Origin of the sequence: Burkholderia reimsis (genome assembly GCF_003294055.1) — a bacterium.
GTDB classification, from domain to species: Bacteria; Pseudomonadota; Gammaproteobacteria; order Burkholderiales; family Burkholderiaceae; genus Burkholderia; species Burkholderia cepacia.
In genome coordinates this window covers 74247-101065 of sequence record NZ_QMFZ01000006.1, presented here as the reverse complement: position 1 = coordinate 101065, position 26819 = coordinate 74247, and the positions used below count along the sequence as shown (strand labels likewise).

27 protein-coding genes and 1 pseudogene are annotated in these 26819 nt (G+C 66.3%); 15 read left to right on the top strand and 13 right to left on the bottom strand.

Translation table 11 applies throughout. The annotated features are described in order from the left end of the window. The first annotated feature begins 109 nt into the window (after nt 1-109). Nucleotides 110-1045 carry a LysR substrate-binding domain-containing protein gene (locus tag DPV79_RS09840; RefSeq protein WP_081058676.1) on the top strand — a complete coding sequence of 312 codons (936 nt, stop codon included), beginning with the start codon at nt 110-112 and terminating at the stop codon, nt 1043-1045. A 352-nt stretch (nt 1046-1397) separates the two neighbouring features. Here the strand turns inward: DPV79_RS09840 and DPV79_RS09835 are convergent. Then, nucleotides 1398-1685: pseudogene (locus DPV79_RS09835) on the bottom strand (IS110 family transposase); the annotation flags it as partial. 468 nt (nt 1686-2153) lie between these two features. On the opposite strand from DPV79_RS09835, the gene DPV79_RS42020 reads away from it, so the two are divergent. The 4 genes from DPV79_RS42020 (at nt 2154) to DPV79_RS09820 (ending at nt 6336) form a co-directional block, all read left to right on the top strand. Beyond that, a complete protein-coding gene (locus DPV79_RS42020; protein ID WP_133295630.1) occupies nt 2154-2579 on the top strand; it encodes a glycine-rich domain-containing protein in 426 nt (141 codons plus the stop codon). Nucleotides 2580-2973: 394 nt separating this feature from the next. Continuing rightward, a complete protein-coding gene (locus DPV79_RS09830; RefSeq protein ID WP_042977943.1) occupies nt 2974-4263 on the top strand; it encodes an NAD(P)/FAD-dependent oxidoreductase in 1290 nt (429 codons plus the stop codon). Nucleotides 4264-4280: 17 nt separating this feature from the next. Further along, nucleotides 4281-4838, top strand: coding sequence for a helix-turn-helix domain-containing protein (locus tag DPV79_RS09825; protein ID WP_021163465.1), 558 nt, complete (start codon nt 4281-4283; stop codon nt 4836-4838). 151 nt (nt 4839-4989) lie between these two features. Next, nucleotides 4990-6336, top strand: coding sequence for a glutamine synthetase family protein (locus DPV79_RS09820; RefSeq protein ID WP_113045308.1), 1347 nt, complete (start codon nt 4990-4992; stop codon nt 6334-6336). Between the two features lie 30 nt (nt 6337-6366). Here DPV79_RS09820 and DPV79_RS09815 read toward each other — a convergent pair whose 3' ends face one another. Next, nucleotides 6367-7539, bottom strand: coding sequence for an FAD-dependent oxidoreductase (locus DPV79_RS09815; RefSeq protein ID WP_113045307.1), 1173 nt, complete (start codon nt 7537-7539; stop codon nt 6367-6369). 149 nt (nt 7540-7688) lie between these two features. On the opposite strand from DPV79_RS09815, the gene DPV79_RS09810 reads away from it, so the two are divergent. After that, nucleotides 7689-8624, top strand: a complete 936-nt coding sequence (locus DPV79_RS09810) for a LysR family transcriptional regulator (RefSeq protein WP_113045375.1) — start codon at nt 7689-7691, stop codon at nt 8622-8624. On the opposite strand, the gene DPV79_RS09805 is transcribed toward DPV79_RS09810, so the two are convergent. The 6 genes from DPV79_RS09805 to DPV79_RS09780 form a co-directional block, all read right to left on the bottom strand. Continuing rightward, complete coding sequence (locus DPV79_RS09805; protein ID WP_113045374.1) at nt 8604-9149, bottom strand: GNAT family N-acetyltransferase; 546 nt, start codon at nt 9147-9149, stop codon at nt 8604-8606. The genes DPV79_RS09810 and DPV79_RS09805 overlap by 21 nt on opposite strands. Nucleotides 9150-9199: 50 nt before the next feature. Further along, entirely contained in the window at nt 9200-9778 is a 579-nt protein-coding gene (locus tag DPV79_RS09800) for a hypothetical protein (protein ID WP_060156274.1), read from the bottom strand. Nucleotides 9779-9840: 62 nt separating this feature from the next. Then, a complete protein-coding gene (locus DPV79_RS09795) occupies nt 9841-10230 on the bottom strand; it encodes a lysozyme inhibitor LprI family protein (protein ID WP_021163471.1) in 390 nt (129 codons plus the stop codon). Between the two features lie 54 nt (nt 10231-10284). Further along, nucleotides 10285-11049: an N-acetylmuramoyl-L-alanine amidase family protein gene (locus tag DPV79_RS09790; RefSeq protein WP_113045306.1), complete on the bottom strand. Its 765-nt coding sequence runs from the start codon at nt 11047-11049 to the stop codon at nt 10285-10287. A 124-nt stretch (nt 11050-11173) separates the two neighbouring features. Further along, complete coding sequence (locus tag DPV79_RS09785) at nt 11174-12793, bottom strand: NAD(P)-binding protein (RefSeq protein ID WP_113045305.1); 1620 nt, start codon at nt 12791-12793, stop codon at nt 11174-11176. Then, the gene (locus tag DPV79_RS09780; RefSeq protein ID WP_048023273.1) at nt 12793-14307 is read right to left on the bottom strand and encodes a polyamine aminopropyltransferase; all 1515 of its coding nucleotides are present in this window, start codon (nt 14305-14307) and stop codon (nt 12793-12795) included. The genes DPV79_RS09785 and DPV79_RS09780 overlap by 1 nt, the downstream gene beginning before the upstream one ends. A 121-nt stretch (nt 14308-14428) precedes the next feature. On the opposite strand from DPV79_RS09780, the gene DPV79_RS09775 reads away from it, so the two are divergent. From DPV79_RS09775 to DPV79_RS09755, 6 genes are read left to right on the top strand one after another with little or no spacing between them, the layout of a single operon-like run. Further along, entirely contained in the window at nt 14429-14815 is a 387-nt protein-coding gene (locus DPV79_RS09775; RefSeq protein WP_113045304.1) for a DUF350 domain-containing protein, read from the top strand. Between the two features lie 27 nt (nt 14816-14842). Beyond that, nucleotides 14843-15883, top strand: coding sequence for an SPFH domain-containing protein (locus tag DPV79_RS09770; RefSeq protein WP_111939375.1), 1041 nt, complete (start codon nt 14843-14845; stop codon nt 15881-15883). Between the two features lie 9 nt (nt 15884-15892). Further along, on the top strand, nt 15893-17410 hold the full coding sequence (locus DPV79_RS09765; RefSeq protein WP_113045303.1) for a DUF4178 domain-containing protein: 1518 nt from the start codon (nt 15893-15895) through the stop codon (nt 17408-17410). Then, nucleotides 17407-17556, top strand: a complete 150-nt coding sequence (locus DPV79_RS42560) for a hypothetical protein (RefSeq protein WP_153489189.1) — start codon at nt 17407-17409, stop codon at nt 17554-17556. Before DPV79_RS09765 ends, DPV79_RS42560 begins: the two co-directional genes overlap by 4 nt. Then, nucleotides 17553-17936 (top strand): adenosylmethionine decarboxylase, encoded by a 384-nt coding sequence (speD, locus tag DPV79_RS09760; protein WP_059686731.1) that lies wholly within the window; start codon nt 17553-17555, stop codon nt 17934-17936. The genes DPV79_RS42560 and speD overlap by 4 nt, the downstream gene beginning before the upstream one ends. Before the next feature lie 53 nt (nt 17937-17989). Beyond that, a complete protein-coding gene (locus DPV79_RS09755) occupies nt 17990-18358 on the top strand; it encodes a hypothetical protein (protein ID WP_244321726.1) in 369 nt (122 codons plus the stop codon). A gap of 151 nt (nt 18359-18509) precedes the next feature. Here the strand turns inward: DPV79_RS09755 and DPV79_RS09750 are convergent, their stop codons facing one another. The 3 genes from DPV79_RS09750 to DPV79_RS09740 form a co-directional block, all read right to left on the bottom strand. Then, nucleotides 18510-19298 carry a lysozyme inhibitor LprI family protein gene (locus DPV79_RS09750; protein ID WP_113045301.1) on the bottom strand — a complete coding sequence of 263 codons (789 nt, stop codon included), beginning with the start codon at nt 19296-19298 and terminating at the stop codon, nt 18510-18512. Nucleotides 19299-19419: 121 nt separating this feature from the next. Next, on the bottom strand, nt 19420-20307 hold the full coding sequence (locus tag DPV79_RS09745) for a DUF4261 domain-containing protein (protein ID WP_113045300.1): 888 nt from the start codon (nt 20305-20307) through the stop codon (nt 19420-19422). 212 nt (nt 20308-20519) lie between these two features. Then, nucleotides 20520-20972 (bottom strand): type II toxin-antitoxin system RatA family toxin, encoded by a 453-nt coding sequence (locus DPV79_RS09740; protein WP_021162997.1) that lies wholly within the window; start codon nt 20970-20972, stop codon nt 20520-20522. Nucleotides 20973-21153: 181 nt separating this feature from the next. Between DPV79_RS09740 and DPV79_RS09735 the strand changes: the two genes are divergently transcribed. Beyond that, nucleotides 21154-22194: a bifunctional nicotinamide-nucleotide adenylyltransferase/Nudix hydroxylase gene (locus tag DPV79_RS09735; RefSeq protein WP_021162996.1), complete on the top strand. Its 1041-nt coding sequence runs from the start codon at nt 21154-21156 to the stop codon at nt 22192-22194. A gap of 74 nt (nt 22195-22268) precedes the next feature. Next, a complete protein-coding gene (locus DPV79_RS09730) occupies nt 22269-23702 on the top strand; it encodes a nicotinate phosphoribosyltransferase (RefSeq protein WP_113045299.1) in 1434 nt (477 codons plus the stop codon). Between the two features lie 165 nt (nt 23703-23867). Here the strand turns inward: DPV79_RS09730 and DPV79_RS09725 are convergent, their stop codons facing one another. Next, nucleotides 23868-25325, bottom strand: coding sequence for an aminotransferase-like domain-containing protein (locus DPV79_RS09725; protein WP_021162994.1), 1458 nt, complete (start codon nt 25323-25325; stop codon nt 23868-23870). Nucleotides 25326-25451: 126 nt separating this feature from the next. Here DPV79_RS09725 and DPV79_RS09720 point away from each other — a divergent pair, with 126 nt between their 5' ends. After that, entirely contained in the window at nt 25452-26339 is an 888-nt protein-coding gene (locus DPV79_RS09720) for a DMT family transporter (RefSeq protein WP_021162993.1), read from the top strand. A gap of 58 nt (nt 26340-26397) precedes the next feature. Here DPV79_RS09720 and DPV79_RS09715 read toward each other — a convergent pair whose 3' ends face one another. Further along, nucleotides 26398-26766: a VOC family protein gene (locus DPV79_RS09715; protein WP_113045298.1), complete on the bottom strand. Its 369-nt coding sequence runs from the start codon at nt 26764-26766 to the stop codon at nt 26398-26400. Nucleotides 26767-26819 lie beyond the last annotated feature (53 nt).

Genomic DNA, 26819 nt, shown 5'->3' with positions numbered 1-26819 from the left:
GGTTCGAGGCGCTACCGCCGTCCCCGGTCGCGTTCCCCTGAGGATTCCAACGTAGTGTCATGAATTACGTAACGAGACCGGTCACGATACGGAACATTTCAGGTACAAAATGAGTATTCGGGACATTGAAATATTTCGCGCTGTGATGAATGCAAAGAGCACCGCCAAAGCTGCCGTGCTCCTCAGCATTTCTCAGCCCGCCGTGAGTCAGGCAATCAGGCGTCTCGAGGCTCAAGCAGGGTTGAAACTTTTTGAGCGAGTTCGGAGCCGGCTGGTACCTACCCACGAAGGTGAAGCACTGATGCGGGAGGTCGACCGATATTTCCTAAGCTTTGAAGTGATCGAGCATCGGATAAGAAGTCTTCGATCTTTCGGCGTAGGGCGGTTAACAATAGCGACATTGCCGGCGTTAGGGAACGGTTTCCTGCCGCGCGCCATAGCTGCGTTCAACGCCGAAGCGCGTGGCGTACAGATTTCGCTTCAGTTGATGAGTTCGCGGGAAGTGTACGAAAGAGTCCTCGCTGGACAAGCAGATTTGGGACTGATGGCAGACGAATTGTCGACCGCTGGACTTGAGAGCTCAGTGTTTTCCTCGCTGCCCGGTGTTGCTGTAATGAACGCCGAGCACCCTCTCGCAAAAAAGAACGCTCTCACGGCATCCGATCTCTCAACCTCTTCGTTCATCTCTCTAAACCCCGAAGATACCAGTCGGCGAGCGCTAGAGAGTCATCTGGATGCACTCGGTGTCAAGCTGCGACCGGTCGTGGAAACTGCATACACCCATACTGTTTGCGAACTGGCACTTGCAGGCGTGGGCCTCGGAATCGTGCACCCGCTTGCTGCGTTGGACTACGCTTCTCGCGGCCTTGTTATAAAGCGGATCGATCAGGAAATACTCTTTACGGATCTGCTTGTGTTTCGCGCTGGCTCGCCGTTGCCTGAGGCAGTTAAGAATTTTCTCCGCGAAATGCGCCTTACGCTTCACAGAGACAAAAGCTTGATGGATACAATGGTCGGCGTTCAGTCTCGGAAAGGGCTCCGTTGAGCAACTCTATGGAAAGCATCGACGGACATTTATACGAACGAGACTCGCCGAATTTCCGTCCCGGTATTGGTTGTGAAATTCCGGCTCTTCAGGACGGGCCGGATCGGCGTGATATTTGGCTAACTGGTCGTGTCACCAGTGGAAATTTCCTGATTGGAAGACGCATAACAGGTGGTGAACTTTCAGGCCGGCGGGAGCCTTGCGCCTGTTTTGTCGCCCTGGCCGAATATCCAGCACCCGCTTTTCGGATACGCATGCCCCAAGTTGGACGCGCACGGGTCGGGCAGAATCGAGCGGCGCCGCTACTAAAACAGGTACAACTGCCCTGGATCTCGACCGGATACTGAGACACTATTTGCTCATCGAGCTTGACCAGGTTGTTCCATTGCTCCCGCAGCGTCTCGATCAACATCGTAGGAAGGCGGTTTGCAAGGCGTGCGAGTACATCTCGAATGGCGCTGTCGAGTCCCTTGCGACTTCGGCTCATGACTTCTCCGTATCCGGTCAAAAGCCCGCGGAGCGAATTGATCTGCATCGTTCGCCCCTTCACCAGCTGCTGTCGCATCCGGTGCATCGCAAGAACCGCCTGCTGACCTTCGGTCTTAACCGCGGCGCCCTTTCCGGGTTGTTGTACTGCAAGGTTAGGGTCGGTTTCAACTTGAACGAAAAAATTTCCAAGTTGGATGCATCTCGACACGTCAGTGTCGAAATTCGTTTAAGTCTGAACCATTGCGCCGGCGAGGATTGGACGGCGGGCCGCGCCGCTCATTTAACCCTGAACCGTTGGTTCACTTAACCATGAACTTTTTCGGATTGGGTTCGCTTACCTCTGAAATTTCGGGCGTTACTTCCAACGTCAGAGGTAGCATGCGGATCGGCTTTCGAGCGATATCCGCCGCAGTCATTTGAACCTTTCTCTTTTCCGACCTAAGCTTGCTCTCAGCGACGCGCCGTAGCGGGTGTCTATCAATGGCGAGTGCCGCACGATAAGGACAATGCAGCGTTGAACTTAGAGGAAGCTCACAAAGACAACGTTGCTTCCGTCCCTGTCGAAGCAGTTTTGTGGAATGCACCTCCGCGTTTTATCAATCTCTCGTAGGGATTAGCGATGGAAAAGTCAAAAGATGAAATAATCTCCGCAGCCATGAGTTTCCCATTGGGGCGAGTGATAGACCATTATGTAATCACTTATAACGTTTCTCACGAAGAGGCGGCCGAGCACGAGCGCGAGCTGAGACGTTTCCTCACGTTGTGCGCGCTCGGTGGTGCGAAGGCCCGCTATGGTATTGGAAAACCTATTGACGATCTATGGCATGACTTCATTCTCTTCACAAAAACCTATACTGACTTTTGTCAAAGCGTTGCCGGCAAATATATTCACCACAAGTCCAGAATGCCCGGAGCAAGCAGATCAGAAGCGGACGTCGATGCCATGCACGCAGCATTCTTGGCCGATTATAAAAACGTATTTGCGGAAGAGGCGCCTGCACAATACTGGAGCGCTAGAAAAGAATGCAGTCATGTGGAAGACTAGATAAGTAACGCCGCACGAAAAGCCTAAATCCATCGTGCGGCTTCTCCCCTGCCCAAATCGCCGCGATTGCCGACGATTCAAAGGTTGTTGTTGATTTTCTTGCTTAGGGCCGTACGAAGTTGGACGACCTAGCACCTTCGCCGTACTCAACCCCGTGTCCCTGCCTCGCTCTATGCTGCTCGTCTGCCGGGCCCGTCAGCGCGTTCGCCCTTCCTGCTCATGACCGTACGCGCGGAAGGGTGCGACAGGAATTCGGGGTTGAGTGAACAAAGTTCAGGGTTAAGTGAATCTCGACAGTCAGGCCAATCGGCGATTTTCCCGCCCGCTTGCTCCCGTGAAATTGTCATGCTAGTTTTTCATGAAATTTATCGGCAAGAATTTCACGGGAGTCCGCATGTTCGTGCAGTCCGACCGTCACGTCGCAAGCTACTACGCCGGTACGTATCCGGAGCCGATCCCGCATCGTCCGGAACTGGACGAGCGCATCGACGCCGACGTGCTCGTCGTCGGCGCGGGGTTCAGCGGGCTGCATACGGCGCTGCGCCTTGCGCTCGCCGGCAAGCGGGTCGTCATGCTCGAAGCGAGCCGCGTCGCGTGGGCCGCGTCGGGCCGCAACGGCGGGCAGGCGCTGCTCGGCTGGTCGTGCGACATGCAGCCGCTCGAGGATTCGCTCGGCCGCGACGGCGCGCGCCTGCTGTGGGACAGCATGCGCTGGGCCGCGACCGAGGTGCGGGAACTGCCCGGGCGGCATGGTTTCGACATCGACTATCGGCCCGGCAGCCTGTGGGCGGCGGTGCGGCCGCGCCGCGTCGCGATGCTCGCGCAGGCCCGCGACGAAGCGGCCGAGCGCTGGGGCTACGACCGGCTGCGCGTGATCGAGCGGGCCGACCTGCCCGAATGGATCGGCGGCACGCGCTATCTCGCGGCGCTCTACGATCCCGAGGCCGGCCACCTGAACCCGCTGAAGCTCGCGCTCGGCCTCGCCCGGACGATCGAGCGTGCGGGCGGCCGCATCTTCGAGCAGAGCCGCGTGCTCGACTGCCGCGAAACGGCCGGGGGCCACGTCGCCCGCACGGCGCGCGGCGAAGTGCGCGCGGACGTCCTCGTGCTGGCCTGCAACGCGTATGTCGACCGGCTCGATCGCGACCTCGCGCGCCGGCTGCTGCCGGTCGGCACGTACCAGGTCGCGACCGCGCCGCTCGCGCCCGACGTCGCGCGTTCGCTGCTGCCGCGGAACAGCTGCGTGATCGACAACCAGTTCGTGCCCGACTATTTCCGGCTGAGCCCCGACAACCGGCTGCTGTTCGGCGGCGGCTGCACGTATCTCGGCGGCATCCCGGCCGATATCGCAGCGGCTACGCGCCCGCACCTCGAACGCGTGTTTCCGCAGCTGGCCGGCGTGCCGCTCGATTACGCGTGGGGCGGCCATATCGACATCAGCATGCGCCGCACGCCGGACATCGGCCGCCTCGGGCAGCGTTTCTGGCTGCAGGGCTTCTCGGGGCACGGCGTGCTGCCGACGCTCGCGGGCGCGCGCGCGGTGGCCGACGCCGTGCTCGGCGACGAACGCCTGCTTGCGCAGTACCAGCGCATCCGCAACCCGCGCTTCCCCGGCGGCGACCGGCTGGCCGCGCCGCTGGAAGCGGTCGGCAAGGCCTGGTACCGTCTGCGCGATACCGTTTGAGTACACCGGAACCCACCATGAACGAACAGGAAGAGATAGAAAGCCTGGCGATCCTGATCCGCGACCTGCGCAAGCATCGCAAGGTCACGCTCAACGATCTCGCGGAACGGATCGGCCGCTCGGTCGGCTTTCTGTCGCAGGTCGAGCGCGGGCTGTCGCGCCCGACGGTCGCGGATCTCACCGCGATCGGCGAGGCGCTCGGCGTGCCGACCACCTATTTCTACAGCCTGAGCAAGCCGCGCAGCGTACCGTGGGTCACGCGGCCCGACGAGCGGCGCACCGTGTATTACGCGGCCGGCATTACCGACATCCTCGTGTCGCCGAACATGCGCTCGCGCTTCTCGATCCTCGAAAGCCATCTCGCGCCGGGCGCGAGCAGCGGCGAGCGGCCCGTCGACGACAGCGACGAGCAGGGCGGTTTCGTGCTCGAAGGAGAACTGACGATCTGGATCGACGGCGACGACACACCCGTCACGCTCGGCCCGAACGACGCATTCCAGCTTCCCGCGCACAAGCGTTTCCGTTATGCCAACCTGACCGACGCGCCGACGCGCGTGATCTGGGTATTCACCTGAGTGGTCGGTGGGGCGGGCGGCATGACGGGCCGCCCCGCCACGCAGCCTGTTTGCAGTACTGATCGACATGATGCATGCGACGTGATGCATGCGCGTGAATCCGGTTCGCCGCGCTGCGGCACCGCCATACAAGACATGGAAAGGATGAGACATGACTGACGTCGTTCCCGCGCTGGTCGGTGAAGTCCGCGCATTCCGGCAGGCGCACCCCGAGATCCGTTATGTCGACCTGATCTGCCTCGACCTGCCCGGGCATTTCTACGGCAAGCGCTACCCGATCGACGCGCTCGAAAAGGTCGCGTCGGGCTCGTTGCTGAAGCTGCCGCAGAATTGCGTGCTGCTCGGCACGCAGGGCGGCCTCTACAAGATCGGCGACTACTGCTTCAACGACGGCGACCCGGACGCGCCGCGCCGGCTGATTCCCGGCACGTTGAAGCCCGTGCGCTGGGAGCGGCAGCCGCTCGCGCAAATGCTGATCAGTTCCGACGGCACCGATTCGCCGATCGAGTTCGAGCCGCGCGAGGTGCTCGCGCGCGTGCTGCGGCGTTTCGCGGCGCGCGGCATCCGGCCGGTCGTCGCATTCGAGCTCGAGTTCTACCTGTTCGCCGCGCAGCTCGCGGAAGGGATGCCGCAATATCCGCGCGACCGCCTGAGCGACGATCGCGACGATCAGCCGAACATGCATATCGAGCGCCTGTCGCGCTTCTCCGACGTGCTGCACGAGATGGTCGAGGCCGCGTGCGAGCAGGGTGTCGACGCGACGGTGATCACGGCCGAGCTTGGTCCCGGCCAGTTCGAGATCAATTTCGGCCACACCGACGATGCGTTGCGCGCGGCCGACTGGTCGGCACTGTTCTGCCGCAGCACGCGCGGCGTCGCGTTGCAGCACGGCTATCGCGCGAGCTTCATGGGCAAGCCGTACCTGCATGCGCCCGGCAGCGGGATGCACGTGCACGTGAGCCTCTACGACGATGCGGGGCGCAACCTGCTCGCGGCGGACGGGCAGCAGCCGCTGCGGCACGCGGTGGCCGGATGCCTCGCGGTGCTGCCGCACTGCATGCCCGTGTTCGCGCCGAATCACAACGCGTTCCGGCGCTACGGATCGATGGTGAATGCGGCGAGCCGCGCAAGCTGGGGCTTCGAGGATCGCGATGCGTGCATCCGGATTCCCGAGTCGGATGCACGCAACCTGCGGATCGAGCACCGGCTCGCGAGCGCGGACGCGAACCCGTATCTGGTGCTCGCCGCGATTCTCACCGGGATGGAGCATGGGCTCGATGCACGGATCGAGCCGATCGCGCCGCTCAACGAGGATCGCGGCAGCGGGATCGATTTCCCGAAGGAGATGCTGTCGGCCGTCGCGGCGATGCAGGATCATTCGGCCGTGCGCGAAGGGCTCGGCAGCGAGTTCGTGATGGTGTATTGCGAGAACAAGCGCCAGGAGGAGCTGGATTTTCGCAATGAAATCGGCGCGCGGGAGTATCGGTGGTTTTTGTGAGCGGATGCTGACACTCGTGCGTCTTTGTCGTCAGCGCGCCTGCGCCATCGGCAGGTGCGCGCCCCACGCGTTTGTCAGGGCCTCGATTTCCGCGACCGGGTCGATCTGTTGTCGCGCGCTTTCGTTCACGTTCTCGCCGAACAGCAGGTGCGCAAAATCACGCGCACGCTCGGTGATTGCCGTGGTTTTCGAGCGGCGCCGCAGCGTGAAGGAGGCGAGCGTGGCATCGAGGTTGCTGTCGTTGCGTGCCGCGTGCTCGTCGAGGCAACGGGCAAGATGCCACGCGTCCTCGAGCGCCTGGCAAGCGCCTTGTCCGGAGGTCGGTAGCGGGGCGTGAGCGGCATCGCCGATCAGCAGCACGTTGTCGCGGTGCCACACGTCGACCGGATCGAGATCGTGCACGTGGATCTTCGTGATCGTGTCCGACGGTGTCGCACGTATCACGTCCGCGACCGGGGCCGGCCACGCAGCGAAGCGCCGTTCCAGCATCGTCGCAGGATCGCTTTCCGTCACCTCGCCCGGGCCGGTTTCGGGCCATGCCGCCGCCCAGTACATCCGATGCCGGTCGATTGCGACGATGCCGAAGCGCTCGCGCACACCCCAGTAGTCGAATACCGACACCTCGTCGACCAGAGGCACATCACTTTGCGCGATACCGATCCAGTTGACGAATCCCTGGTAGACGGGCGTGTTGTGACCGACCACGTAGTGTCGCGCGACGGAGTTCATGCGGCCGTCGGCGCCGATCACGAGATCGGGGGCGATCGTCGTTCCGTTGTCAAAGTGAACGATGGCGCGGCCGTCCGTTCCGGTTTCGATGGCCGTCGCCCCGTGGCCGAAGCGGACGTCGATGCCGCGCGCGGCGACGTGCCGTGCCAGTACGGCCTGGAGGTCGCGCCGCAGGATCGAATACGTCGGGAAACCCATGCGGCGGTCGAGTGCGCGGATATCGGTAGCCTTGAGCGCGGTGCCGTGCCGGTCGATGCGTCGCATCGCGTGCAGGTGGCCGCCAACCTCGACGATGTCCGGCAGCAGGCCGAGTTGCTCGAGCACGAAGCCGGCATTCGGCCACAGCACGACGCCCGCGCCCATCGTCGATTCCGATGGCCGGCGTTCGTACAACCGGATCCGGTGGCCGCGTTCGGCGAGTGCGAGTGCGGTGCTCATGCCGGCAATGCCGGCGCCCAGAATGGCGATTTCCATCGTGCTCCTTCCTTGTGTCGTTCGCGTGCTCGCCGGGTCGCGGGTTCGCGCGTCGGCGTCGCATTGACGGGATGAGCATCGTAAATTATGGTCTCGGGCGGGATAAGCCGTGAAAATCGGCACGCTTTGATACCTGAAATGGGCTAATGATGCGGAGCAAGCTGGATCTGAACGCGGTGCGTGTGTTCGTGGCGGTCGTCGACGAAGGCAGCTTCGCCGGCGCCGCGCGCGTGCTCGAGATGCCGGCTTCCAACGTGAGCCGTCACGTGGCGCAACTGGAGTCGAGGCTCGGTGTGCGCCTGCTCGAGCGCAGTACGCGGCACTTGCGCATGACCGAGGCCGGGCGTTTGCTGCACGAGCGCGCGCGACCGATGCTCGATGCGCTGACGCAGGCCGAATCCGAACTGACGTCGCAGCAGACGGAGCTGCGCGGCGTGCTGAAGCTCTGCGTGCCCGGCGAAATCGGGCCGCGCATGCTCGGGCCGATCGTCGCGGAATTCGCGAGCCGTCACCCGCGCGTCGAAATCGACTGCGATACGAGCCTCGCCGGCGTGTCGACGCTGCGCGACGATATCGACCTGTCGATCATCGTCAATCGCGGGAGGCTGGACGACAGCGCATTCGTCGTCAGGCCGCTCGTGAGTTTGCCGAGCGTCGTCGTGGCCGCGCCGTCGCTCGTCGCGCGAGTTGGCTTGCCGACCCGGACGGAACAGCTCACGCAACTGCCGTGCATCACGACGTTGAGCACGCTGAAAGGGCAGCCGTGGCAATTTGCCGACGGTGAAGGGCGGATTCACAAGATTCCGGTGGCGAGCCGGTATCGCGTCAATAGCGGCGAGATGGCTGGGCTGGCCGCGGTGAACGGGATCGGCTTCGCGATTCTCGTCGAGCGCGCGTGCGCGGTCGAACTGGCCGAGGGGCGGCTGGTGCGCGTGCCGCTGGAGATGGCGCCGGCGCCACTGGAACTGCTTGCCGCTTATGCGAGCCGGAATTCGGTCAACGCGAAGATTCGCGAGTTGCTACGGATGATGCAGGCGCGGCTGGCGGTGGAGGCGGCGAAACCGTCAACGCGATCGCTTCGGTAACGCGCGCCAATAGCGCACCTCTTCGATAGGAGTCCCGTCGATCTCGAACGTCTTGATGTCGTCTTCGGCGACGAAGCCTTCGCGTTCGTAGAACGCCCTGGCCCGATGGTTCTTGAGCAGGACCCACAGCGACACCCACGCATGGCCCAGGTCGTGCAACGACCGGCATGCATGGTCGACCAGCGCCGCGCCGATCCCCCGGCCGCAATACGACGGGTGCAGATAGATCGCTTCGATTTCTCCCCACGCACGATCCTTGTCGGTGTCGCGTGTCGGACCGTAGGCGATCCAGCCTGCCGGCGTGTTGTCCGCGACCGAGACCGCGAGTGCGATGTGCGGCCGCCCGGCGTCGAACGCACCGCGCCACGAGGCCGTGCGCTTGTCGACCGACAGGCCGGCGAGGAACGCCGCCGGCATGATGTCCGTGTAGGTCGCCTGCCACGATGCGACGTGGATGTCGGCGATGGCCGGCGCGTCGGCGGAGGTGGCCGTGCGGATGTCGATCGCCGTCGTGTTCGGTGTCATGCGTGCCTCGTCAGATCGTGTGCCGTTTGCCGCGTTGCCGCGCGCGGGATTCATTCCGCCGGATCCAGGCTGCCGTCGATCGCGAAACGGTAGCCGAGATCCACTTGCGACGCGTCGCCCGGCGTATCGGTCCGCTTCAGCACGAACTCGAACGCGGGTTCGAACCAGCCGTTGCGCGGCACTTCGCCACCGAGGACTTCGACGTCGTACCAGCCGTTGTCGAGGTCGATCACGGGCCGGCCCGGTTCGCGATAACGCGCAAGCAGTGCGTTCACCGATTCGTCGTTGAAGCGTTCGAGAATGCGCCACGTGTAAAGCATCACCGAACGGTGTTCGACGCGCAGCACGTATCCGCCGCGCCGATGCTGCAGGCGGCTTCCGGCCTTCAGCAGTTCGGGCGTGTCGTCGTCCAGCGTGAAGATGACCGTATACGGATGGTTCTCGATACCGGCCAGCGGAATGACGACGCCTTCGAGCACGGCGTTGTCGCCGCTGTCGCCGGTCGTGAACGCGGACGCGACATTGTCCGGCAGCCGATGTGTTTCCTTGTAGCGCTTCAGCAGCAGAAGATCGCCGACGAGGAAACAGTCGATCAGGTCGTTGAGGACTTCGGAGAATTCATGCCGCATCGTCGTGTCTTTCGAAGGCGGTGTGTCGCGACCTGCACGGCGGCACACCGCGTCCGGCGAGCTTACTCGCCGAGCCTGGACGTCACGCAACCCGTGCTCGAGCACTCGCGCTCACGCTCGCGCAGGAACGACAGCCGCGACTGCGTCATGTCGTTCGCGCACTGGATATCCACGAGGTAGCTGTTGTTGCGCGTTTCGCTGCACTGCGCATCGCGTTGCTTCAGCCATGCGAGCTGGCCGGCCTTCAGCGCGGCCTGCTGGTCGCCGCTCAGTTGCTTGCGCAGGCGGCCGTATTCGTCGTTCAGATCGCGATCGGACTGAGAGAACTGCGTGCTGGTGCAGTACACCTGGTCGAACGCGCTGCGCGGCTTCCCGCAGCCGGCCGCGTGCGCGGCGAACGGAACGGCAAGCGCGAGCAGTGCGCAGGATGCGAGCAGATTCTTCTTTTTCATGGTGATGCTCCTGACTGGGTGAAAACCGTTGGGCCCGATGGGCGATTGCATCGTTTATTGCGGCGCGGTGCACGCGTCGATCCCGCCCGCGATCGCGGCGGACAGCTTCTGGATCGTCTCGCGACGCGCAAGCCGTGCTTCCTCGTCCGGGTTGACGATCACGCCGGCCTCGACGAGCACCGCCGGAATCGGCGCGGTGCGCAGCACGACGAGATCGTCGAAGCGGTGAATGCCGAGTGCCGGGTCGATCAGCGGGCGGTTCTCGCCGCGGATCGGCTGCGCGTGATACAGCGACGGCCGTTCGCCGGCCGCGACCAGCCGCTCGGCGATCGCCTTCGCGCAACGCAGGCTTTCCGCATAGTGCGGATTGCGTTCCGACACGAACACCGAGAAGCCGCGGAATTCGCGCTGCCGGCCGGCGTCGATGAACTGCTGCTGCATCGAGTCGTGATGGATCGACACGAACAGGTTCGCGTCGGGCGCCTGGGTCGAGCGCTGGTCGAGCGAGATCTCGCGGCCGTCGGCCGACGTGCGCAGCACGCGGTCGCCGTGCGCGGCGAGTTTGTCGGCGACCGCCGCGGACAGATCGAGGTTGTACAGGTATTCGACGCGGCCGCTCGCGCCGGTGGAGCCCGGGTGCGCCGGCGTATGGCCGGTGTCGACGACGATGTAGCGCCCGGAGGCGGGCGCGGTGCCGGTGGCGGCCGAGGTGTCGGCCGCATGCAGCGCCAGCGGTGCGCCGAGCAGCGGGGCGCAGGCGAGCACGCGCACGGCGGCGCGCACGAACGGGCGAAGGCGTCGGATGGTTCGATTCGTCATTGTTGTTGTCGAGGAGGGCATACGGCGCGTCGGACGGCGCGTCACCGTCGGCCTGCTCAATGCAGTCGGAATGTCGGGCGATTATAGCGGGTGGCGGTGGCGCCGCAATGACGGATGACGGCCGTCAGGCCAGCACGCGCCGGGCGGCGAGCATGCCCCAGTACGACGCCTCCTCGAACAGCGACAGCCCGGACAGGTCCGCATGCGCGAACACGACGGGGCCGTCGGCATCGCGCAGCGCGAGCAGCCCCGGCCGGCTCAGGAAGTCGACGTCGGGCGTCGCCATCGCGTGGCCGCGCACGGTGATCTCGAGCGCCGTCGCGTGTTTCCACAGTTCGCGCCCGTACACGGCCTGCAAGTCGATCGCCGCCTGTTCGCGCAATGCGTCGGGCCTGGCCTGCGCGAGCCAGCGGCGTGTGTCGTCCGGCGCTTGCGTGCTCAACGCCTGGTACGCGGAGAACACCGAGCGAGTCGGTGGCGACATGCGGATCAACTGGTGCGTCGACACGACATAGCCGAGCCCCGCACCGTCGTAGACGACGTTGTCCCACGCGAGCGGCACACCCGCTTCCTCGGCCGGCATGCCGTCGAGCAGGAAGTTGGACACGAGCCACGGCGCGCGCGGCGGCAGGTCGCGCGCGGGGTCGAAGCCGTATGCGCCGAGCTGCGGAAACACGCGCGCAGCGACGAACAGCGGCATCGCGCTCACGACGCGCCGCGCCTTCAGCATGAACGTCGACGGCGCACCGTCGTTGCCGACGCGCGCGCACAGCACGTCGACGCCGCCCGCGCGTTCGGTCGCGCGCACCGCGAAGCCGTCGCGCGACCACGCGCCGGAGCCGGTGCGCGCGGTGATCGAATCGCTCAGCTTCGTCACCATCGTGTGCAGCCCGTCGGGCCAGGTCAGCACCGCGCCGTCGCTCGCATCGCCCGCGTGCCCGCCGCGCGACGAGAAGTAGTGCAGGCCGGCCCACGCGGACACGCGCTCGTACCCGGCGCCATAGTCGTCGCGGCAGCAGTAGTTCAGGTACCAGTGCAGCGCCTTTGCCGTGTAGCCTTCGTCGAGCAGCCACTGGCGGAACGAGCGCCGGTCCAGCGCGCGCCAGCGCGGGTCGCGCGACGATTCGGCGATCGGGATGCAGAACACCTTGCGGCCATCGGCGCCGCGCGCGGTGCGCAGCCCGTCGGTGTAAGCAAAGAACTTCGCCTGTTGCGCGAGTTCGTCTGCGCCGAGGCCGGCGGTCGGCACGATGCCGTCCTGCCACTGGCCGGCGATGAAGAGCCGTTCGTCGGGCGCATGCACGAGCGCGCGTTCGTCGTACACAGGGCGTGCGGAGAACGGCGCGGATTCGATCACGCCAAGATCGGCGAGCATGTCGCGCAGGTGCGCGGATTCGAGCGACGGCAGCGGCAGGTAGTGCGCGCCCTTTGGATAACCGAGATCGCCGAAGCGGCCGCCGGCGGCATTGCCGCCGAATTCTGGGCCCGCGAGCACCGTGAAGCGCGTGTGCCCTGCGCGCGCAAGCTGCCATGCGCACGACAGCCCGGCAGCACCCGCGCCGAGGATCGCGACGTCGGTTTCGATCGTGCCGGAAGGCGGCGGCAGCGTCGCATGGTCGCGCAGCGCATGGCCTTCCCGCATGCCGGGGTAGCCGACCCGCGGCGTCGTCTCGATCCAGCCGGTGCGCCCGCAGGCGGCGAGCGAGGCGGCGGCCGACGCGACGAGGAACGTGCGGCGGTCCATCAGCGCAGCACGTGCTTCCAGTCGTCGTCGAAGCGGCGCACGAGCGGCTGGTCGTTGAGTTCGTTCGGCGACATCGGCAGCGCCGGCATGTCGGCCGGGAAGTGGAACATCTCGGCGGCCGTCTGCGCGTCGAGCCAGCGGGTCGGCACCGAGTAGTGCGTCGGGACCGTGAAATCGCGGCGCTTGCCGGCGATCACGAAGCCCCAGTCGCCGAACGACGGCACGTAGCAGTGGTACGGCCACGTGTTGAGCCCCGCTTCGTGCAGCGTCGCGATGATGGTCCAGTACGCGTGCGGCGCGAAATACGGCGACGTCGACTGGATCACCGCGTAGCCGTTCTCCGACAGGTGGCGCGCGAGCAGCCGGAACACGGGCACCGAATACAGCCGGCCGAGCCCGAAGTTGGTCGGGTCGGGGAAGTCGACCACGATCGCGTCGTACACGTCGGCGTTCGATTCGAGCCAGCGTATCGCGTCGTCGTTGATCACGTGCACGCGCGGGTCCTTCAGCGAGCCCTGGTTCAGCTTGACGAGCGGGGCGGACGTCGAGAACAGCTTCGTCATCGCGGGGTCGAGATCGACGAGCGTGATCTGTTCGAGGTTGCGGTGCTTCAGCAGTTCACGCACCGCGAGCCCGTCGCCGCCGCCGAGCACGAGCACGCGCTTCGCCCACGGCAGTGCGTCGATCGTCGGGTGGATCAGCGCTTCGTGATAACGATGCTCGTCGCGCGACGAGAACTGCAGGTTGCCGTTCAGGTACAGCCGCATGTCGTCGTGCCACTGGGTGAGCACGATGCGCTGGTACGGTGTCGTTTCCGAATAGATCGTCTCGTCGCCGTACACGCCGTGTTCGGCCCAGTGCGTGATGCGGTCGGACAGCACGAAGCCGGCGACGAGCAGCCCGATCACGAGCGACGCGCGCATCAGCTTGCCGCGCACGTTGCGGATCTCGTCGCGGAACAGGTGCGTCGTCCACAGCGCGACGAAGGCGTTCAGGAGCCCGAACAGGAAGCTGGTGCGCAGCAGGCCCAGGCGCGGCGCGAGCACGAGCGGGAAGATCAGCGACACGGCGAGCGAGCCGAGATAGTCGAAGGTCAGCACTTCGCTGACGGTATGGCGGAATGCCTGGCGACGCTGCTGGAACGCGCGCATCACGAGCGGGATCTCCATCCCGATCAGCAGGCCGAGCGCGAGCACCAGTGCGTAAAGCGCCGCGCGGAACGGCGCGGCGAGCCAGGCGAACACCGCGAACAGCAGCGCGGCCGACACGCCGCCGAGCAGGCCGACCAGCAGCTCGATATCGACGAAGCGGTCGAGCACGTCGTCGTCCTCGACGAACTTCGCGAGCCAGGAGCCGATCCCCATCGCGAACAGGTAGCTGCCGATCACCGACGAGAACTGCAGGATCGAATCGCCGAGCAGGTAGCTCGACAGTGCGCTGCTGATCAGTTCGTAGCCGAGCCCGCACGACGCGAGCACGAGAATCGACAGGACGAGCGCACGCTTATGCAGCATGGCGCATCCGTTGTGCAGTGTTCGGCAATGTGGATATACTGGCGCGGAATTTTGTCCGCCGGCCCTGCGGGGGCCGGCCGGCGACGGGGCGGCGAACCGAGCACAAAATCCGAGGGAAAGAATGAATAGTGCCTATCTCTATGCGGTTCATTTACTGTCGGCGTTCGTGCTGCTTCTTGTGTTCGCGGCAGTGTACCTGAAGGTCACCCCGTTCGACGAACTGGCGCTGATCCGCGACGGCAACGCGGCCGCGACGCTGTCGTTCGGCGGTGCGCTGATCGGCTTCTGCCTGACGCTCGCGTCCAGCATCGCGCACAATTCCACACTCGGCGAAGTCGTGATCTGGGCCGTCGGCGCGATGGTCGTGCAACTGATCACCTATGCGGCGCTGACGCGCCTGATGCCCGGCATGAATCATGCGATCGAGGATCGCAACGTCGCAATGGGCGGCCTGATGGGCACCGCGTCGCTCATCGTCGGCATCATCAATGCCGCCTGCCTGACCTGACGCGCCACGCGTTTCGAGGAGACCGACATGAGTCTGGGATCGTTTATCCGCAAGCAGTTCATCGACGTCCTGCAATGGACGGAAGACACCGACGGCGTGCTGGCCTGGCGCTATCCGATGGAAGACCAGGAAATCCAGTACGGCGGCAAGCTGACCGTGCGCGAAACGCAGGTCGCGATCTTCGTCAACGAAGGCAAGGTGGCCGACGTGTTCCAGCCGGGGCTGTACACGCTGGAAACGAATACGCTGCCGGTGCTCACGTACCTGAAGAACTGGGACAAACTCTTTCAGTCTCCTTTCAAGTCGGACGTCTATTTCTTCAGCACGCGGCTGCAGCTCGGCCGGCGCTGGGGTACCGCGCAGCCGGTGACGATCCGCGACCGCGAATTCGGTTTCGTGCAGGTGCGCGCGTTCGGCATCTACTCGTACCGGATCGTCGACGCGGCCGCGTTCTATCGCGAGGTCAGCGGCACGCGCGCGCAGTACACGGTCGACGAGGTCGAACAGCAACTGCGCAACCTCGTCGTGACCGCGATGAGCACGACGTTCGGCTCGGCCGACGTGCCGTTCGTCGACATGGCCGCGAACCAGTCGCTGTTGTCGCAGCGTGTCGCCGACGCGCTTGTGCCTGTCTTCACGCGCTACGGCCTCGCGCTCGACGCGTTCGCGGTCGAGAGCGTGTCGCTGCCGGCGGAACTGCAGAAGGCGCTCGACCTGCGGATCGGCGCGGGGATGGCCGGCGATCTCGCACGCGCCACGCAATACCAGACCGCGCAGGCGATTCCGCTCGCCGCGCAGAACCCGGGCGGCATCGCGGGCGTCGGCGCGGGGCTCGCAGCGGGCGCGGCGATCGGTCAGGCGATGGCCGGCCAGATCGCGGGCGCCGCGCAACCGGCGCCGGCCGCGCCGCCCGCGCCCGCTGCAGCGCCGGTGGCGGCCGCGCCGGCGGAAGGCACCGACTACGTGCAGCGGCTCGAACAGCTGAAGACGCTGTTCGACAAGGGCCTCGTGACCGAAGACGAATATTCGCGCGCGAAGGCCGAGATCCTCGCGAAGCTCACCCGGTAAGCGTCGCGCATGTTCCGTACCTCGTGCCCCCAGTGCGGCGCGCCAGTCGAGTTTCGCTCGGCGGCGGCGGTGATGGCCGTCTGCGCGTTCTGCCGCAGCACGCTGCTCAAGCGCGGGACCGACGTCGAGCGGATCGGCGAACTGGCCACGGTGCTCGACGATGCGTCGCCGATCCAGATCGGCACGGCCGGGCGCTACGGCAAGCGCACGTTCACGGTGCTCGGGCGCATCCAGATGACCTACGACGCCGGCGTGTGGAGCGAGTGGTATGTCGTGTTCGACGACGGCACGTTCGGCTGGCTGTCGGATGCGTCGGGCCAGTATGCGGTGACGGTGCGCGAGCCCGACGATGCGTCCGGCGGCGCGTGGCCCGCGTTCGGCACACTGGAGCCGGGCATGCGGATCGACCACGGCGGCCGCGCGTTTCTCGTGTCCGACGTGCGCACCGCGCGCTGCACGGGCGGCGACGGCGAGCTGCCGTTCCGCGTCGATGCCGGCTGGGAGGCGCGCGTCGTCGACCTGCGGACCGGTAACGCATTCGCGACGTACGACTATTCCGACGCCGATTCGAACGGCGGGAGTCCGGCCGTCTATACGGGCGAAGCGCTGGAGTTCGATGCGCTCGCGTTCACCGGGCTGCGCGATACCGACAACGATACGCGCGAGAAGCGCGGTGCGGAGATGGTGCCGTTCGCATGCCCGAGCTGCGGCGCGCCGCTGTCGTATGCGCCGAACGTGGCCGACTACGTGGTGTGCGGCAGTTGCCATGCGGGCGTGCAGTGCACGGCCGAGCAGCAGACCGTGTTCGCGGCACAGCGCAAGCTCGACGCGGTGAAGGGGGCGTTGGAACTCGGCGCGATCGGCACGTTCGACGGCGTGAAGTACACGGTGATCGGGATGATGCGCTGCCGCGTGCCGGGCGACGAAGAGACGTGGGACGAATACCTGCTGCTGAACCCGAAGCGCGGTTTCCTGTGGCTCGTGCAGAGCGAAGGGCGCTGGGAGCGTGTGCAGGTGCTCGACCAGTGGCCGACGATCGGCAGCGAGTCCGACGTGACCGACGGCGGCAAGACCTACCGCCTGCGCGAGGAATACGACTCGGAGGTCGTCTACGTGGTCGGCGCGTTCAACTGGCGCGTGCAGGTCGGCGATCGCACGTCGATCATCGACTATGGCTGGCAGAAGGACAAGCTGACGCGCGAGCGCAGCGACGCGGAGATCGTCTGGTCGCGCGCGCGGCCGCTGTCGGGCAGCACGCTCGCCGAACGCTTCGGCACGCCGGCGCTCGCGACGGCCGCGGCTGCTGCGACAACGGGTGCCGACGCGTCGACCGGCCTGTTCGGCCGGAAAGGCCCGCACAGTTTCGCGCCGCTGCCGCTCGTGTTCAGCGCGCTGCTCGTGATCCTGAACATGGGCGCGCTGTTCTCGTTCAGCGGCCGCTCCGTTTACGTGCTGGTCGGCCTGCTGGTGCTGTGGCTGCCTGAATGGCTGTGGAAGAGTTTTGCGTCGGACGGGGGCAACGCGTGATCCGGTACATCCTCTACGGTGTCTACGGCCTGATCGTCGTCACGCTGTTCAGCTGCGCGTCGATCGGCGGCAGCGGTTCGGGCGGCGGTGGCTGGGGCAGTTCGTCGGCGCGCAGCGGCTACTCGTCGTACGGGTCGCACAAATGACCGCGCGCGACGGGATCGCGCCGCCGCGCGCGACGTTCGGCTCGCACGTGCTGGCCGACCTGGCCGGCATCGACGCGGCGTTGCTGCGCGACGCCGCACGGCTCGAGACGCTGCTCACCGAAGCGGCGCGGCAGGCGGGCGCGCGCGTGATCGGCGCGCATTTCCATCATTTCGGCGGCGAGCACGGCGTGACGGGTGTCGTGCTGCTCGCCGAATCGCACATCACGATCCATACGTGGCCCGAGCATCGCTTCGCGGCCGTCGACGCGTTCATGTGCGGCGCGGCGCGCGCGGCCGAGGCGGTCGATGCGATTGCCGCCGCGCTCGGCACGCAGGCGCAAGTCCGGCAGCAGGTTGCGCGCGGCGGTGCGGCGACGTGAGCGGGCCTTTTACTTCCTTTCACCCTATGCGTAACAGAATCCGATTCACCGCGTTGCTCGGCTGGGCGCTGCTCGCCGGCAACGCTGCCAACGCTGCCGCCGATGTGCCGCCGAAGCCGCCGGGGCCGGTCGTGATGGTGCACTTCGATTACTACGAGAAGGACAACGCGCGCCTTCATGCGCTGGAGCAACGGCTGGGTCGCGCGGTGAAGCAGGCAGGAGCCGGCGAACTGGGCGAGACCGAACTGCATCGCGACGGCAACGACGGTTATCTGTACTTGTACGGCGCCAGCGCCGACCGCTTGTATGCGGTGGCGCGCCCGATCCTGAAATCGTCAGGATGGCTGAGCGGTATGGAAGTGACGTTGCACCGCGACGCCGGTGAGGAGACGTTCCCGTTGCGCCGGGATGGCGCACGCTAGTGCGAAGGTGGCCCGGGCGGCGCGGCGGGTACGGCGGCCGTCGCGTACCGGGACGGAAAGGATGATTTCATCGTTGCCGACGTTGCCTCATTACGACAACGCATCGCCAGGCGAGTCGTCCCCAGGCGGTCGGCCGCCGCGACGTTCCCCGCTAATGGTCGAACCGGAACGTCGACACGCTGTGCATCGTCGCGTCGTCGGTGCCGACGATGCCCTCGGTGCCCGCGACGGCCGAGCGCTTGCCGTTGCTCAGCACGGCCCAGTAGCATTCGCCGCCGGCTGCGTGAACGCCGGTTTCCGGATCGCTGATGCCGCACGTGATCGTCGCGCGCATGCCGTGCCAGCCGGGGCCGGAGAAGCGCTCGACGTCCTGCGGGATGCCGGGGCCGAATGACGTCACCCATTTGCCGTCGTCCTGCTTCACGAATCCCGCTTCCTTCTCCGCGACCGGTTCCAGCGCGCCGTCGACGATCTCGAACGAGATGAAGCTGCTGCTGTAGGTCATGTTGCGTCCGACGATCGCGACGCAATGATCGCTGCCGCTTTCCGGGCACGGCTTCTTCACCTGCCGGTTCGCGAGGTATTCGAACGAGATGCCGAGCGCAGGGTCGCGATAGGTTTTCCAGCCCGCGTGTTTCACCGGCTTCAGCGCCGCGGTGCGGTCGCGGTATGCGGCGGCGATGCAGGCGGTGTCGGCGCAGGCATCGCGCTGCGTGAGCCATGCGCGTTGCGACCGGATCACGGCCTGCTGGTCGGCGGCGATGCCGACTGCATCGTAGTACGCGTTCGACAATGCGCTGTCGGCCGACATGAGTGCCTCGTCGGTGCAGATCAGGTGCTCGGTGCGCGTCGTCGCACGTGCGCATTGGATGCCGTCGGCATGGGCCGACAACGAGAGGCCGATGGCGGCCAGCGCGAGACCAGGGCGGATGCCGAACACGGACGGCTCCTCAACGGGTTCGAACGGCGGCTGTCACGCCGCCGTCAGGTGACGCAATGGCGCACGCGGTTCGCGAAGCGTTGAACCCGTGCGCCATGCAGCGGGATGCGACAGGGCGAAATCAGCGATTGATTTCGTCCGCCGAGATCAGCTCGGCCACCAGCACCGGCGCCGGCCCCTTCAGGTAGTACTCGTGCTCGAGCGGTTCACGCAGCTTCATGAACGTTTCCGCGCCGACCTGCATCGTTTCGCCCGCATGCATGCGCGCGCCGCTTTCGAGCAGGTAATGCATCACGCTGTTGAAGATGCCCGAATAGCGTTCGCCTTCGTGATGACCTTCCGCGAGCGCGGCGAAATCCGGCAGGCCGAACACGTCGGCGCCATAGGTGCGCATCCACACGCCCTGGACGCCTTCGACCTCGTATTTCACGAAGCCGCAGAAGAACAGGCTCAGCGGGATATTTCGCAGCACGTCGAGGCTTTCGTCGCCGAGTTCCTTCGCGTTGAAAACGCCCGCCGGCAGCGACGTGTGCGCGTGCTCGTTCAGCACCGCGAGGCCGTTCTGTTCGGCCAGCGCGCCGGCGACGGCCGCCAGTGCGACGTACTGGTCGAGCGGATTCGTTTCGTGCCCCGCGTAGTAGAGGATCACGTGGCTGCGGCTCGCGCGCACCTGCTGTTTCAGGTCCTGCCCGTAGTGGGCGGGCGCGACGCACGCTTCCAGCGCGTCGGACGGATAGGGTGCATCGAAGCCGACGAGCCGGACGACGTGGTTGCCCCAGCCGGCGAGCCCGAACACCTGCGAGAGCGTCGGCTCGGTTTCGACGCGCGCCTGCTTCATGCTCGGGTGGTACGCGCGCAGTGCGGCCGTCAGCGCGGCGATATCGACCTGCAGCGGGCCGTCGAAGACGACCGTCACGCTCAGCGGATTCTCGACGTCGGGTGCCGCGGCCAGCGCGACGGGGTTTTCGGGTACTTCCTTGCGGCCAAAGAATCGGGATATCAGGCTCATCGGATTATGTTCGTGTCGAAGCCGTTTCAGGGAGGGGGCCCCGTTCTCTCGGTCGGGGCGCGCCGTCAGGGTGACGGCCGCCCGTAGTTTCCACGGGTTCGGCGAATCTGGCAAATGCGCGGTGAATGCTTGGCGGTGAGGCGACGGCGCGTTCGATTGCGTTCGGCAGGCGGGGCGCAGACACGCCGGGCCGTGCGGCCCGCGCTCGCCGGTCAGTGCGGCAGCGCTTCCGCTTCGGCCCAGCGCTTGAACGAATCGAGACGCCGGCGCGTCTGCACGAGATAGAACGCGCCGATCAGCGGTTCGAGCAGCCAGCGCAGCCAGGCCGGCTGGGCGCGGAAGTGGTACGTGAATTTCACCTCGGTCGTGCCGGGTGTGCGCTCGGTGAAGTTCCAGCTGCCGCTGAAGCGTTCGAGCACTTTCGGGCCGTCGACCATTTCGACGGCCGCGACCTGCGGCGGCCGGTACGAGATGTAGCGCGACACCATCGTCGCGCCCGACTGGCTGCGGCAGAACGCGTCGACGCCGACGTCGGCCGTCGTGCCGTCGAGCAGATAGGCATCGGTGAGGAAGCTGTCCCACACGAGCCGCCGCGCGTAATCCTGCGACCACGTGAAGAGGCGCCTGCGATCGACGCCGACGGTCCGGCTGACTGAGATCCTCATGATGGCGGGTGCAATGGCGCGGATTGGGATGGATTCGAGTGTAACCCGCCGATTCACGGCATTTCTTCATACTTCGTCAAGTCGAGCAAGGGCTCGATTGACGCCCTCCGGGATTTCCCCTACGATTCACACCAACCCTTCGGGAAAGACCCGAAGCGTTTCAATCTCTTGAGGGAGCCTCATGAGTACGCAACAGAACCGGCGCTTCGACGCGCTCGTTTTCATTGGTCGTTTCCAGCCTCCGCATCGTGGTCACCTGAACGTGCTGAAGTCGGCACTGAGCCGGGCCGAGCGCGTGTGCGTGCTGATCGGGTCGACCGACAAGCCCCGCACCATCAAGGATCCGTTCTCGTTCGACGAGCGCCGCCAGATGCTGGCTTCGCTGCTCGACGCGTCCGAGCGCGACCGCGTGACGATCGCGCCGTTGCAGGATTCGACCTACAACGACGGCGACTGGGTGCGCTGGGTGCAGGACGCCGTCGCGTCCGCGCTCGGCGACGTCGCGCAGCGCAAGGTCGGGCTGATCGGCCACGAGAAGGACGCCACGTCGTATTACCTGCGGATGTTCCCGCAATGGGAGCTCGTCGACGTCGATGCGACGGAAGACATTTCCGCCACCGAGATCCGCGACCAGTATTTCGCCGAACGCCCCAACAGCTTCGTGCAGTGGGCCGTGCCGGAACCCGTGTTCGGCTGGCTCGAGCGTTTCCGCACGCAGCCGGAATTCGCGCAGCTGAAGTCGGAAGCCGAATTCATCGCCGCGTATCGCAAGGCGTGGGCGGCCGCCCCGTATCCGGTCACGTTCGTGACGGTCGACGCGGTGGTCGTGCACTCGGGCCATATCCTGCTGGTGCGCCGCCGCAGCGAACCGGGCCGCGGCCTGTGGGCGCTGCCGGGCGGGTTCGTGAACCAGGATGAGCGGCTCGACGCGGCCTGCATCCGCGAGCTGCGCGAGGAGACCGGCCTGAAGCTGCCGGAGCCCGTGCTGCGCGGCTCGATCAAGGATCGCCAGGTGTTCGATCACCCGACGCGCTCGTTGCGCGGCCGCACGATCACGCACGCGTGCCTGTTCAATTTCCCGACCGGCGAGCTGCCGCGCGTGAAGGGCAGCGACGACGCCGACAAGGCGCGCTGGGTGCCGCTGAACGAATTCGCGCAGATGCGCAACGTGATGTTCGAGGATCACTTCGACATCGCGTATCACTTCCTGGGGAAGCTTTGATCCGCTGATTCCCCGCATTCCGGTCCGCCGCGACAGACGCGGCGGCACTTCAACGGCCTAGAGGAGCTCTAGCCATGCAAAACGTTCCCGGCGGCTTTGCCGCGGTTCTCGCCAATCCGATCCTCAACACGGATTCGTACAAGGCTTCCCACTTCCTGCAATATCCGCCCGACGCGCAGGCGATGTTCTCGTACGTCGAATCGCGTGGCGGCCGTTACGACCGCACGGTGTTCTTCGGACTGCAGATGTTGCTGAAGAAATATCTGTGCAAGCCGGTCACGCACGCGATGATCGACGAGGCGCGCGATTTCTTCACGGTGCACGGCGAGCCGTTCAACGAAGCAGGCTGGCGTCATATCGTCGAACGCTACGACGGTTATCTGCCGGTGAAGATCCGTGCGGTGCCGGAGGGTTCGGTCGTGCCGGTGCACAACGTGCTGATGACGGTCGAATGCGACGACCCGCAGGTGTTCTGGCTCGCGTCGTATCTCGAGACGATGCTGCTGCGCGTCTGGTATCCGGTGACGGTCGCGACGCGCAGCTGGCACCTGCGGCAGACGATCCGCCGCTTCCTCGAAAAGACCGACGACGATCTCGCGCAACTGCCGTTCAAGCTGCACGACTTCGGCGCGCGCGGCGTGTCGAGCGCGGAGTCGGCCGCGATCGGCGGCGCGGCGCACCTCGTGAACTTCATGGGCTCGGACACGGTGCTCGGCGTGCTGGCCGCGAACCGCTTCTATCGCGAGCCGATGGCCGCGTACTCGGTGCCGGCGGCGGAGCACAGCACGATCACGTCGTGGGGGCGCGAAGGCGAGGCCGACGCGTACCGGAACATGATTGCGCGCTTCGGCTTGCCCGGCGCGATCGTGTCGGTCGTGTCGGACTCCTACGATCTGTTCGCCGCACTCGACCTGTGGGGCGGCGAGCTTCGGCAGGCCGTGCTCGATTCGGGCGCGACGCTGGTCGTGCGTCCCGATTCGGGCGACCCCGTGAAGATCGTGCTGCAGACCGTGCGTGCGCTGGACGCGTCGTTCGGCTCGACCGTGAACGGCAAGGGGCGGCGCGTGCTGAACCGCGTGCGCGTGATCCAGGGCGATGGTGTCGACGAGCTGTCGATCGAAGCGATCCTTTCCGCGCTCGACGAAGCGGGTTACGCGGCCGGCAATGTGGTGTTCGGCATGGGTGGCGCGCTGCTGCAGCAGGTGAACCGCGATACGCAGCGCTTCGCGATGAAGTGCTCGGCGATCCGGCGCGGCGGCGAGTGGCACGACGTTCGCAAGGATCCGGTCACCGATCAGGGCAAGCGCTCGAAGAAAGGGCGGCTCACGCTGCTGCGCAATGTTCGAACCGGCGAGTATCGGACGACGACGCTGCCGGTTGCGTGGGACGACCGGATGCTGGAAGGCGAGTGGGAAGAAGCGCTCGAGACGGTGTTCGATACGGGGCGGCTGCTCGTCGATACGTCGTTTGCGCAAGTGCGGGCGAGGGCGCACGCAGGGGAGGTGTGACGCGGGCGGCGGGGTATCCCGCCGCGTCGTTCGCGTTCAGGCGGCGTGGGCGACGGGCGTGCACGGCACGGCGTCTGCGTCGACTTCTCCCGTCAGTACGTTCGCAGGCACCGGCACGAAATTGATGTCGCCTTCACCGAAACCATCGAGCGCGCTCGCCTGCCGTCACGATTCGCGGGCGAGCGCGCGCCCCGCCGTGTCCTCTGCCCGCACCGCCTCCATCGCCCGCGCCAGCGCATCGAACACCGCCGGCCCCTTGCAGCGCGACACGTTGAAGCGCATGAACGAGGTCGCGCCGTGCGACGCGCTGAACACGTTGCCCGGCGCGAGCACCACATCGTGATCGAGCGCATGGCGTGCGACACGCGCGGCGTCGAGCCCGTCGGGCAACTCCGCCCACACGAACAGGCCGCCGCGCGGCTCCGTCCAGATCCCGAGGCCCGCGCGTGCGAGGCGCCGGATCGTCTCGCCCATTGCATCCGCGAGACGCGCGCGCAGGCTGTCGAGATGGCGCCGGTACGTACCGTCGACGAGCAGCCGGTGCACGACGTTCGCGCCGATCTGCGCATGGCCGAACGACGTCGCGAGCTTCAGGTCGACGAGCGCCTCGATCCACTCCGGGCGCGCGGCGACGTAGCCGCAGCGGACCGCGGCCGACAGCGTCTTCGAGAAGCTGCCGATCGACACGACGCGCGACAGCCCGTCGAAGGCCGCAAGGCGCGGCGCGGGCGTGCTCTCGAAATCCGCGAAGATGTCGTCCTCGACGATCAGCAGGCCGTGCTCGGCCGCGAGCGTCAGCAGGCGGTGTGCGACGGGCGGCGCGAGCGTCGCGCCGGTCGGGTTGTGCAGCGCCGCGTTGGTGATGTACAGGCGCGGCCGGTGCTCGGCCAGCACCTGCTCGAAGCGCGCGAGATCGGGGCCGTTCGGCGTGTACGGGACGCTGACGATCCGCGCGCGATGCGCGCGCAGCAGCGCCTGGAAGTTGAAGTAGCACGGATCGTCGAGCACGACCGTGTCGCCCGGCTCCAGCAGCAGGCGGCACACGAGGTCGAGCGCATGCGTGCCGCCGTCGGTCAGCATGATCTGCGCGGGTTCCGCGTGGACGCCGTGCTGCGCGAGCCGCCAGGCGAGCTGCTGGCGCAGCGCGGGCAGGCCGAGCGGCGTCGCGTAATCGGTCAGCGCGTCGGATTCGTCGCGCGACACGGCGCGCAGCGCGCGGCGCAGGCTCTCGTCCGGCAGCCACGACGGCGGCAGCCATCCGCAGCCGGGCTTCACGGTCGTCGGCGCGGCCTCGAGCGACTGGCGCGACAGCCACAGCGGATCGAGCTCGCGATCGAGACGCGGGCCGAGATCGGCGAGCGCGAGCGGCGGCGCGTGCCCCGACACGTAGAAGCCCGAGCCGCGCCGCGCGACGAGCACGCCTTCGCTCGCGAGCCGCTCGTATGCATCGACGACGGTCGATTTCGACACGCCCAGCCCGTCGGCCATCATCCGGATCGACGGGACGCGCGCACCGGGCATCAGCGCGCGGCTCGCGATCCGCGCGCGCAAGGTGTCCATCACGGTTTCCACGCGCGTGCGCGACGGCGCGGGCGGAACGGAAAGCGGCGCGGAATGGCTCATGGCGAAGAATGAACTGTACGGACGGTTGTCCAGTACAGTTTGTCGGAATTGTATTGGGCTGTAGCTTACGCGCTTTTCACGGGCGGCGGATCATCGGTGATCCACTTTCCCCGTTCAGGATTTCCCGTGCAAAAGACAACCGACGGATGGCTCAGCGGCCTGCTGGGCGTGATCATCTTCAGCGGCTCGCTGCCCGCGACGCGTATCGCGGTGCAGGGGCTCGACCCGCTGTTCCTCACGTTCGCGCGCGCGACGATCGCCGGCGCGCTCGGCCTGCTGCTGCTCGTCGTGCTGAAGCAGCGGCGGCCGACCCGCGCCGAGGCCGTGTCGCTGGCCATCGTCGCGCTCGGGGTCGTCGTCGGTTTTCCGTTGCTGACGGCGCTCGCGCTGAAACATGTGACGTCCGCGCACGCGATCGTGTTCGTCGGGCTGCTGCCGCTCGCGACCGCGCTGTTCGGCGTGTGGCGCGGCGGCGAGCGGCCGCGGCTGCCGTTCTGGATATTCTCGATCGTCGGCAGCGGTGCGGTGGCTGCGTTTGCGTTGCGCAACGGCGGCCAGGCGTCGGTGATCGGCGATGCGCTGATGCTGGCCGCGATCGTCGCATGCGGGCTGGGCTACGCGGAAGGCGCGCGCCTGTCGCGCCAGCTCGGCGGGTGGCAGGTGATCTCGTGGGCGCTCGTGCTGTCGCTGCCGCTGATGTTGCCGCTCACGTGGCTCACCTCGCCCGCGTCGTTCGACGGCGTCGATGCCGCCGCACTGTGGGGGCTCGCGTACGTGTCGCTGTTCAGCATGCTGATCGGCTTCGTGTTCTGGTATCGCGGGCTCGCGCTCGGCGGGATCGCGAGCGTCGGCCAGTTGCAGCTGCTGCAGCCGTTCTTCGGCCTGCTGCTGGCGGCCGGGCTGCTGCACGAGACGGTTCCGCCGTCGATGGTCGTCGTGACGGTCGTCGTGGTCGGCTGCGTGGCGGGCGCGAAATACTTCTCGAAAGTGGCACCCGTGCAGCGCGCGGGCTGACGCGCGCGCCTGGTAGAGGGAACGGGCGCGACCCGCCGCAGGTCGCGCCCGTTCGCGCTCAATCGTCCGGGGTACACACGCGCAAGCGGTGGCCGTCCGGGTCGAGCGCGACGAACGTCAGGCCGAACACGGCCGTCATCGGCGCCTGCTCGAACGTCACGCCGAGCGCCTTCCACGCTTCGTACAGGCGCCGCACCTCGTGGTCGTCGTCGACCATGAATGCCAGCTCCGAGCGGTGGCCGGCGCCGGCCGACACGAAATCGCGCGCGCGGGTCGACCACAGGCCCAGGTGCAACCCGTTGTCGAACGTGAATGCCGCATAGGTGGGAAACGCGGCGACGGGCGGGCGCTCGAACAGGCGCGCGTAGAACTGCGCGCTGCGCGTCGGGTCGTCGACATACAGGAGAACGAGATTCGGAGAGGTCATGCGGGGCCGTCCCGGGATCGATTAAGATGCGTCCCATTCTATGAACGGATGCT

Bases quoted from the DNA above. Each gene is read 5' to 3' on its own strand.
- DPV79_RS09765 (WP_113045303.1), top strand. From the start codon at position 15,893: ATGTTCCGTACCTCGTGCCCCCAGTGCGGCGCGCCAGTCGAGTTTCGC.
- DPV79_RS09735 (WP_021162996.1), top strand. From the start codon at position 21,154: ATGAGTACGCAACAGAACCGGCGCTTCGACGCGCTCGTTTTCATTGGT.
- DPV79_RS09745 (WP_113045300.1), bottom strand. From the start codon at position 20,307: ATGAGCCTGATATCCCGATTCTTTGGCCGCAAGGAAGTACCCGAAAAC.
- DPV79_RS09780 (WP_048023273.1), bottom strand. From the start codon at position 14,307: ATGCTGCATAAGCGTGCGCTCGTCCTGTCGATTCTCGTGCTCGCGTCG.
- DPV79_RS09775 (WP_113045304.1), top strand. From the start codon at position 14,429: ATGAATAGTGCCTATCTCTATGCGGTTCATTTACTGTCGGCGTTCGTG.
- DPV79_RS09795 (WP_021163471.1), bottom strand. From the start codon at position 10,230: ATGAAAAAGAAGAATCTGCTCGCATCCTGCGCACTGCTCGCGCTTGCC.
- DPV79_RS09810 (WP_113045375.1), top strand. From the start codon at position 7,689: ATGCGGAGCAAGCTGGATCTGAACGCGGTGCGTGTGTTCGTGGCGGTC.
- DPV79_RS09715 (WP_113045298.1), bottom strand. From the start codon at position 26,766: ATGACCTCTCCGAATCTCGTTCTCCTGTATGTCGACGACCCGACGCGC.
- DPV79_RS09815 (WP_113045307.1), bottom strand. From the start codon at position 7,539: ATGGAAATCGCCATTCTGGGCGCCGGCATTGCCGGCATGAGCACCGCA.
- DPV79_RS09840 (WP_081058676.1), top strand. From the start codon at position 110: ATGAGTATTCGGGACATTGAAATATTTCGCGCTGTGATGAATGCAAAG.
- DPV79_RS09785 (WP_113045305.1), bottom strand. From the start codon at position 12,793: ATGGACCGCCGCACGTTCCTCGTCGCGTCGGCCGCCGCCTCGCTCGCC.
- DPV79_RS09820 (WP_113045308.1), top strand. From the start codon at position 4,990: ATGACTGACGTCGTTCCCGCGCTGGTCGGTGAAGTCCGCGCATTCCGG.
- DPV79_RS09830 (WP_042977943.1), top strand. From the start codon at position 2,974: ATGTTCGTGCAGTCCGACCGTCACGTCGCAAGCTACTACGCCGGTACG.
- DPV79_RS09730 (WP_113045299.1), top strand. From the start codon at position 22,269: ATGCAAAACGTTCCCGGCGGCTTTGCCGCGGTTCTCGCCAATCCGATC.
- DPV79_RS42020 (WP_133295630.1), top strand. From the start codon at position 2,154: ATGGAAAAGTCAAAAGATGAAATAATCTCCGCAGCCATGAGTTTCCCA.
- DPV79_RS09790 (WP_113045306.1), bottom strand. From the start codon at position 11,049: ATGACGAATCGAACCATCCGACGCCTTCGCCCGTTCGTGCGCGCCGCC.
- DPV79_RS09725 (WP_021162994.1), bottom strand. From the start codon at position 25,325: ATGAGCCATTCCGCGCCGCTTTCCGTTCCGCCCGCGCCGTCGCGCACG.
- speD (WP_059686731.1), top strand. From the start codon at position 17,553: ATGACCGCGCGCGACGGGATCGCGCCGCCGCGCGCGACGTTCGGCTCG.
- DPV79_RS09740 (WP_021162997.1), bottom strand. From the start codon at position 20,972: ATGAGGATCTCAGTCAGCCGGACCGTCGGCGTCGATCGCAGGCGCCTC.
- DPV79_RS09825 (WP_021163465.1), top strand. From the start codon at position 4,281: ATGAACGAACAGGAAGAGATAGAAAGCCTGGCGATCCTGATCCGCGAC.
- DPV79_RS09800 (WP_060156274.1), bottom strand. From the start codon at position 9,778: ATGCGGCATGAATTCTCCGAAGTCCTCAACGACCTGATCGACTGTTTC.
- DPV79_RS09805 (WP_113045374.1), bottom strand. From the start codon at position 9,149: ATGACACCGAACACGACGGCGATCGACATCCGCACGGCCACCTCCGCC.
- DPV79_RS09770 (WP_111939375.1), top strand. From the start codon at position 14,843: ATGAGTCTGGGATCGTTTATCCGCAAGCAGTTCATCGACGTCCTGCAA.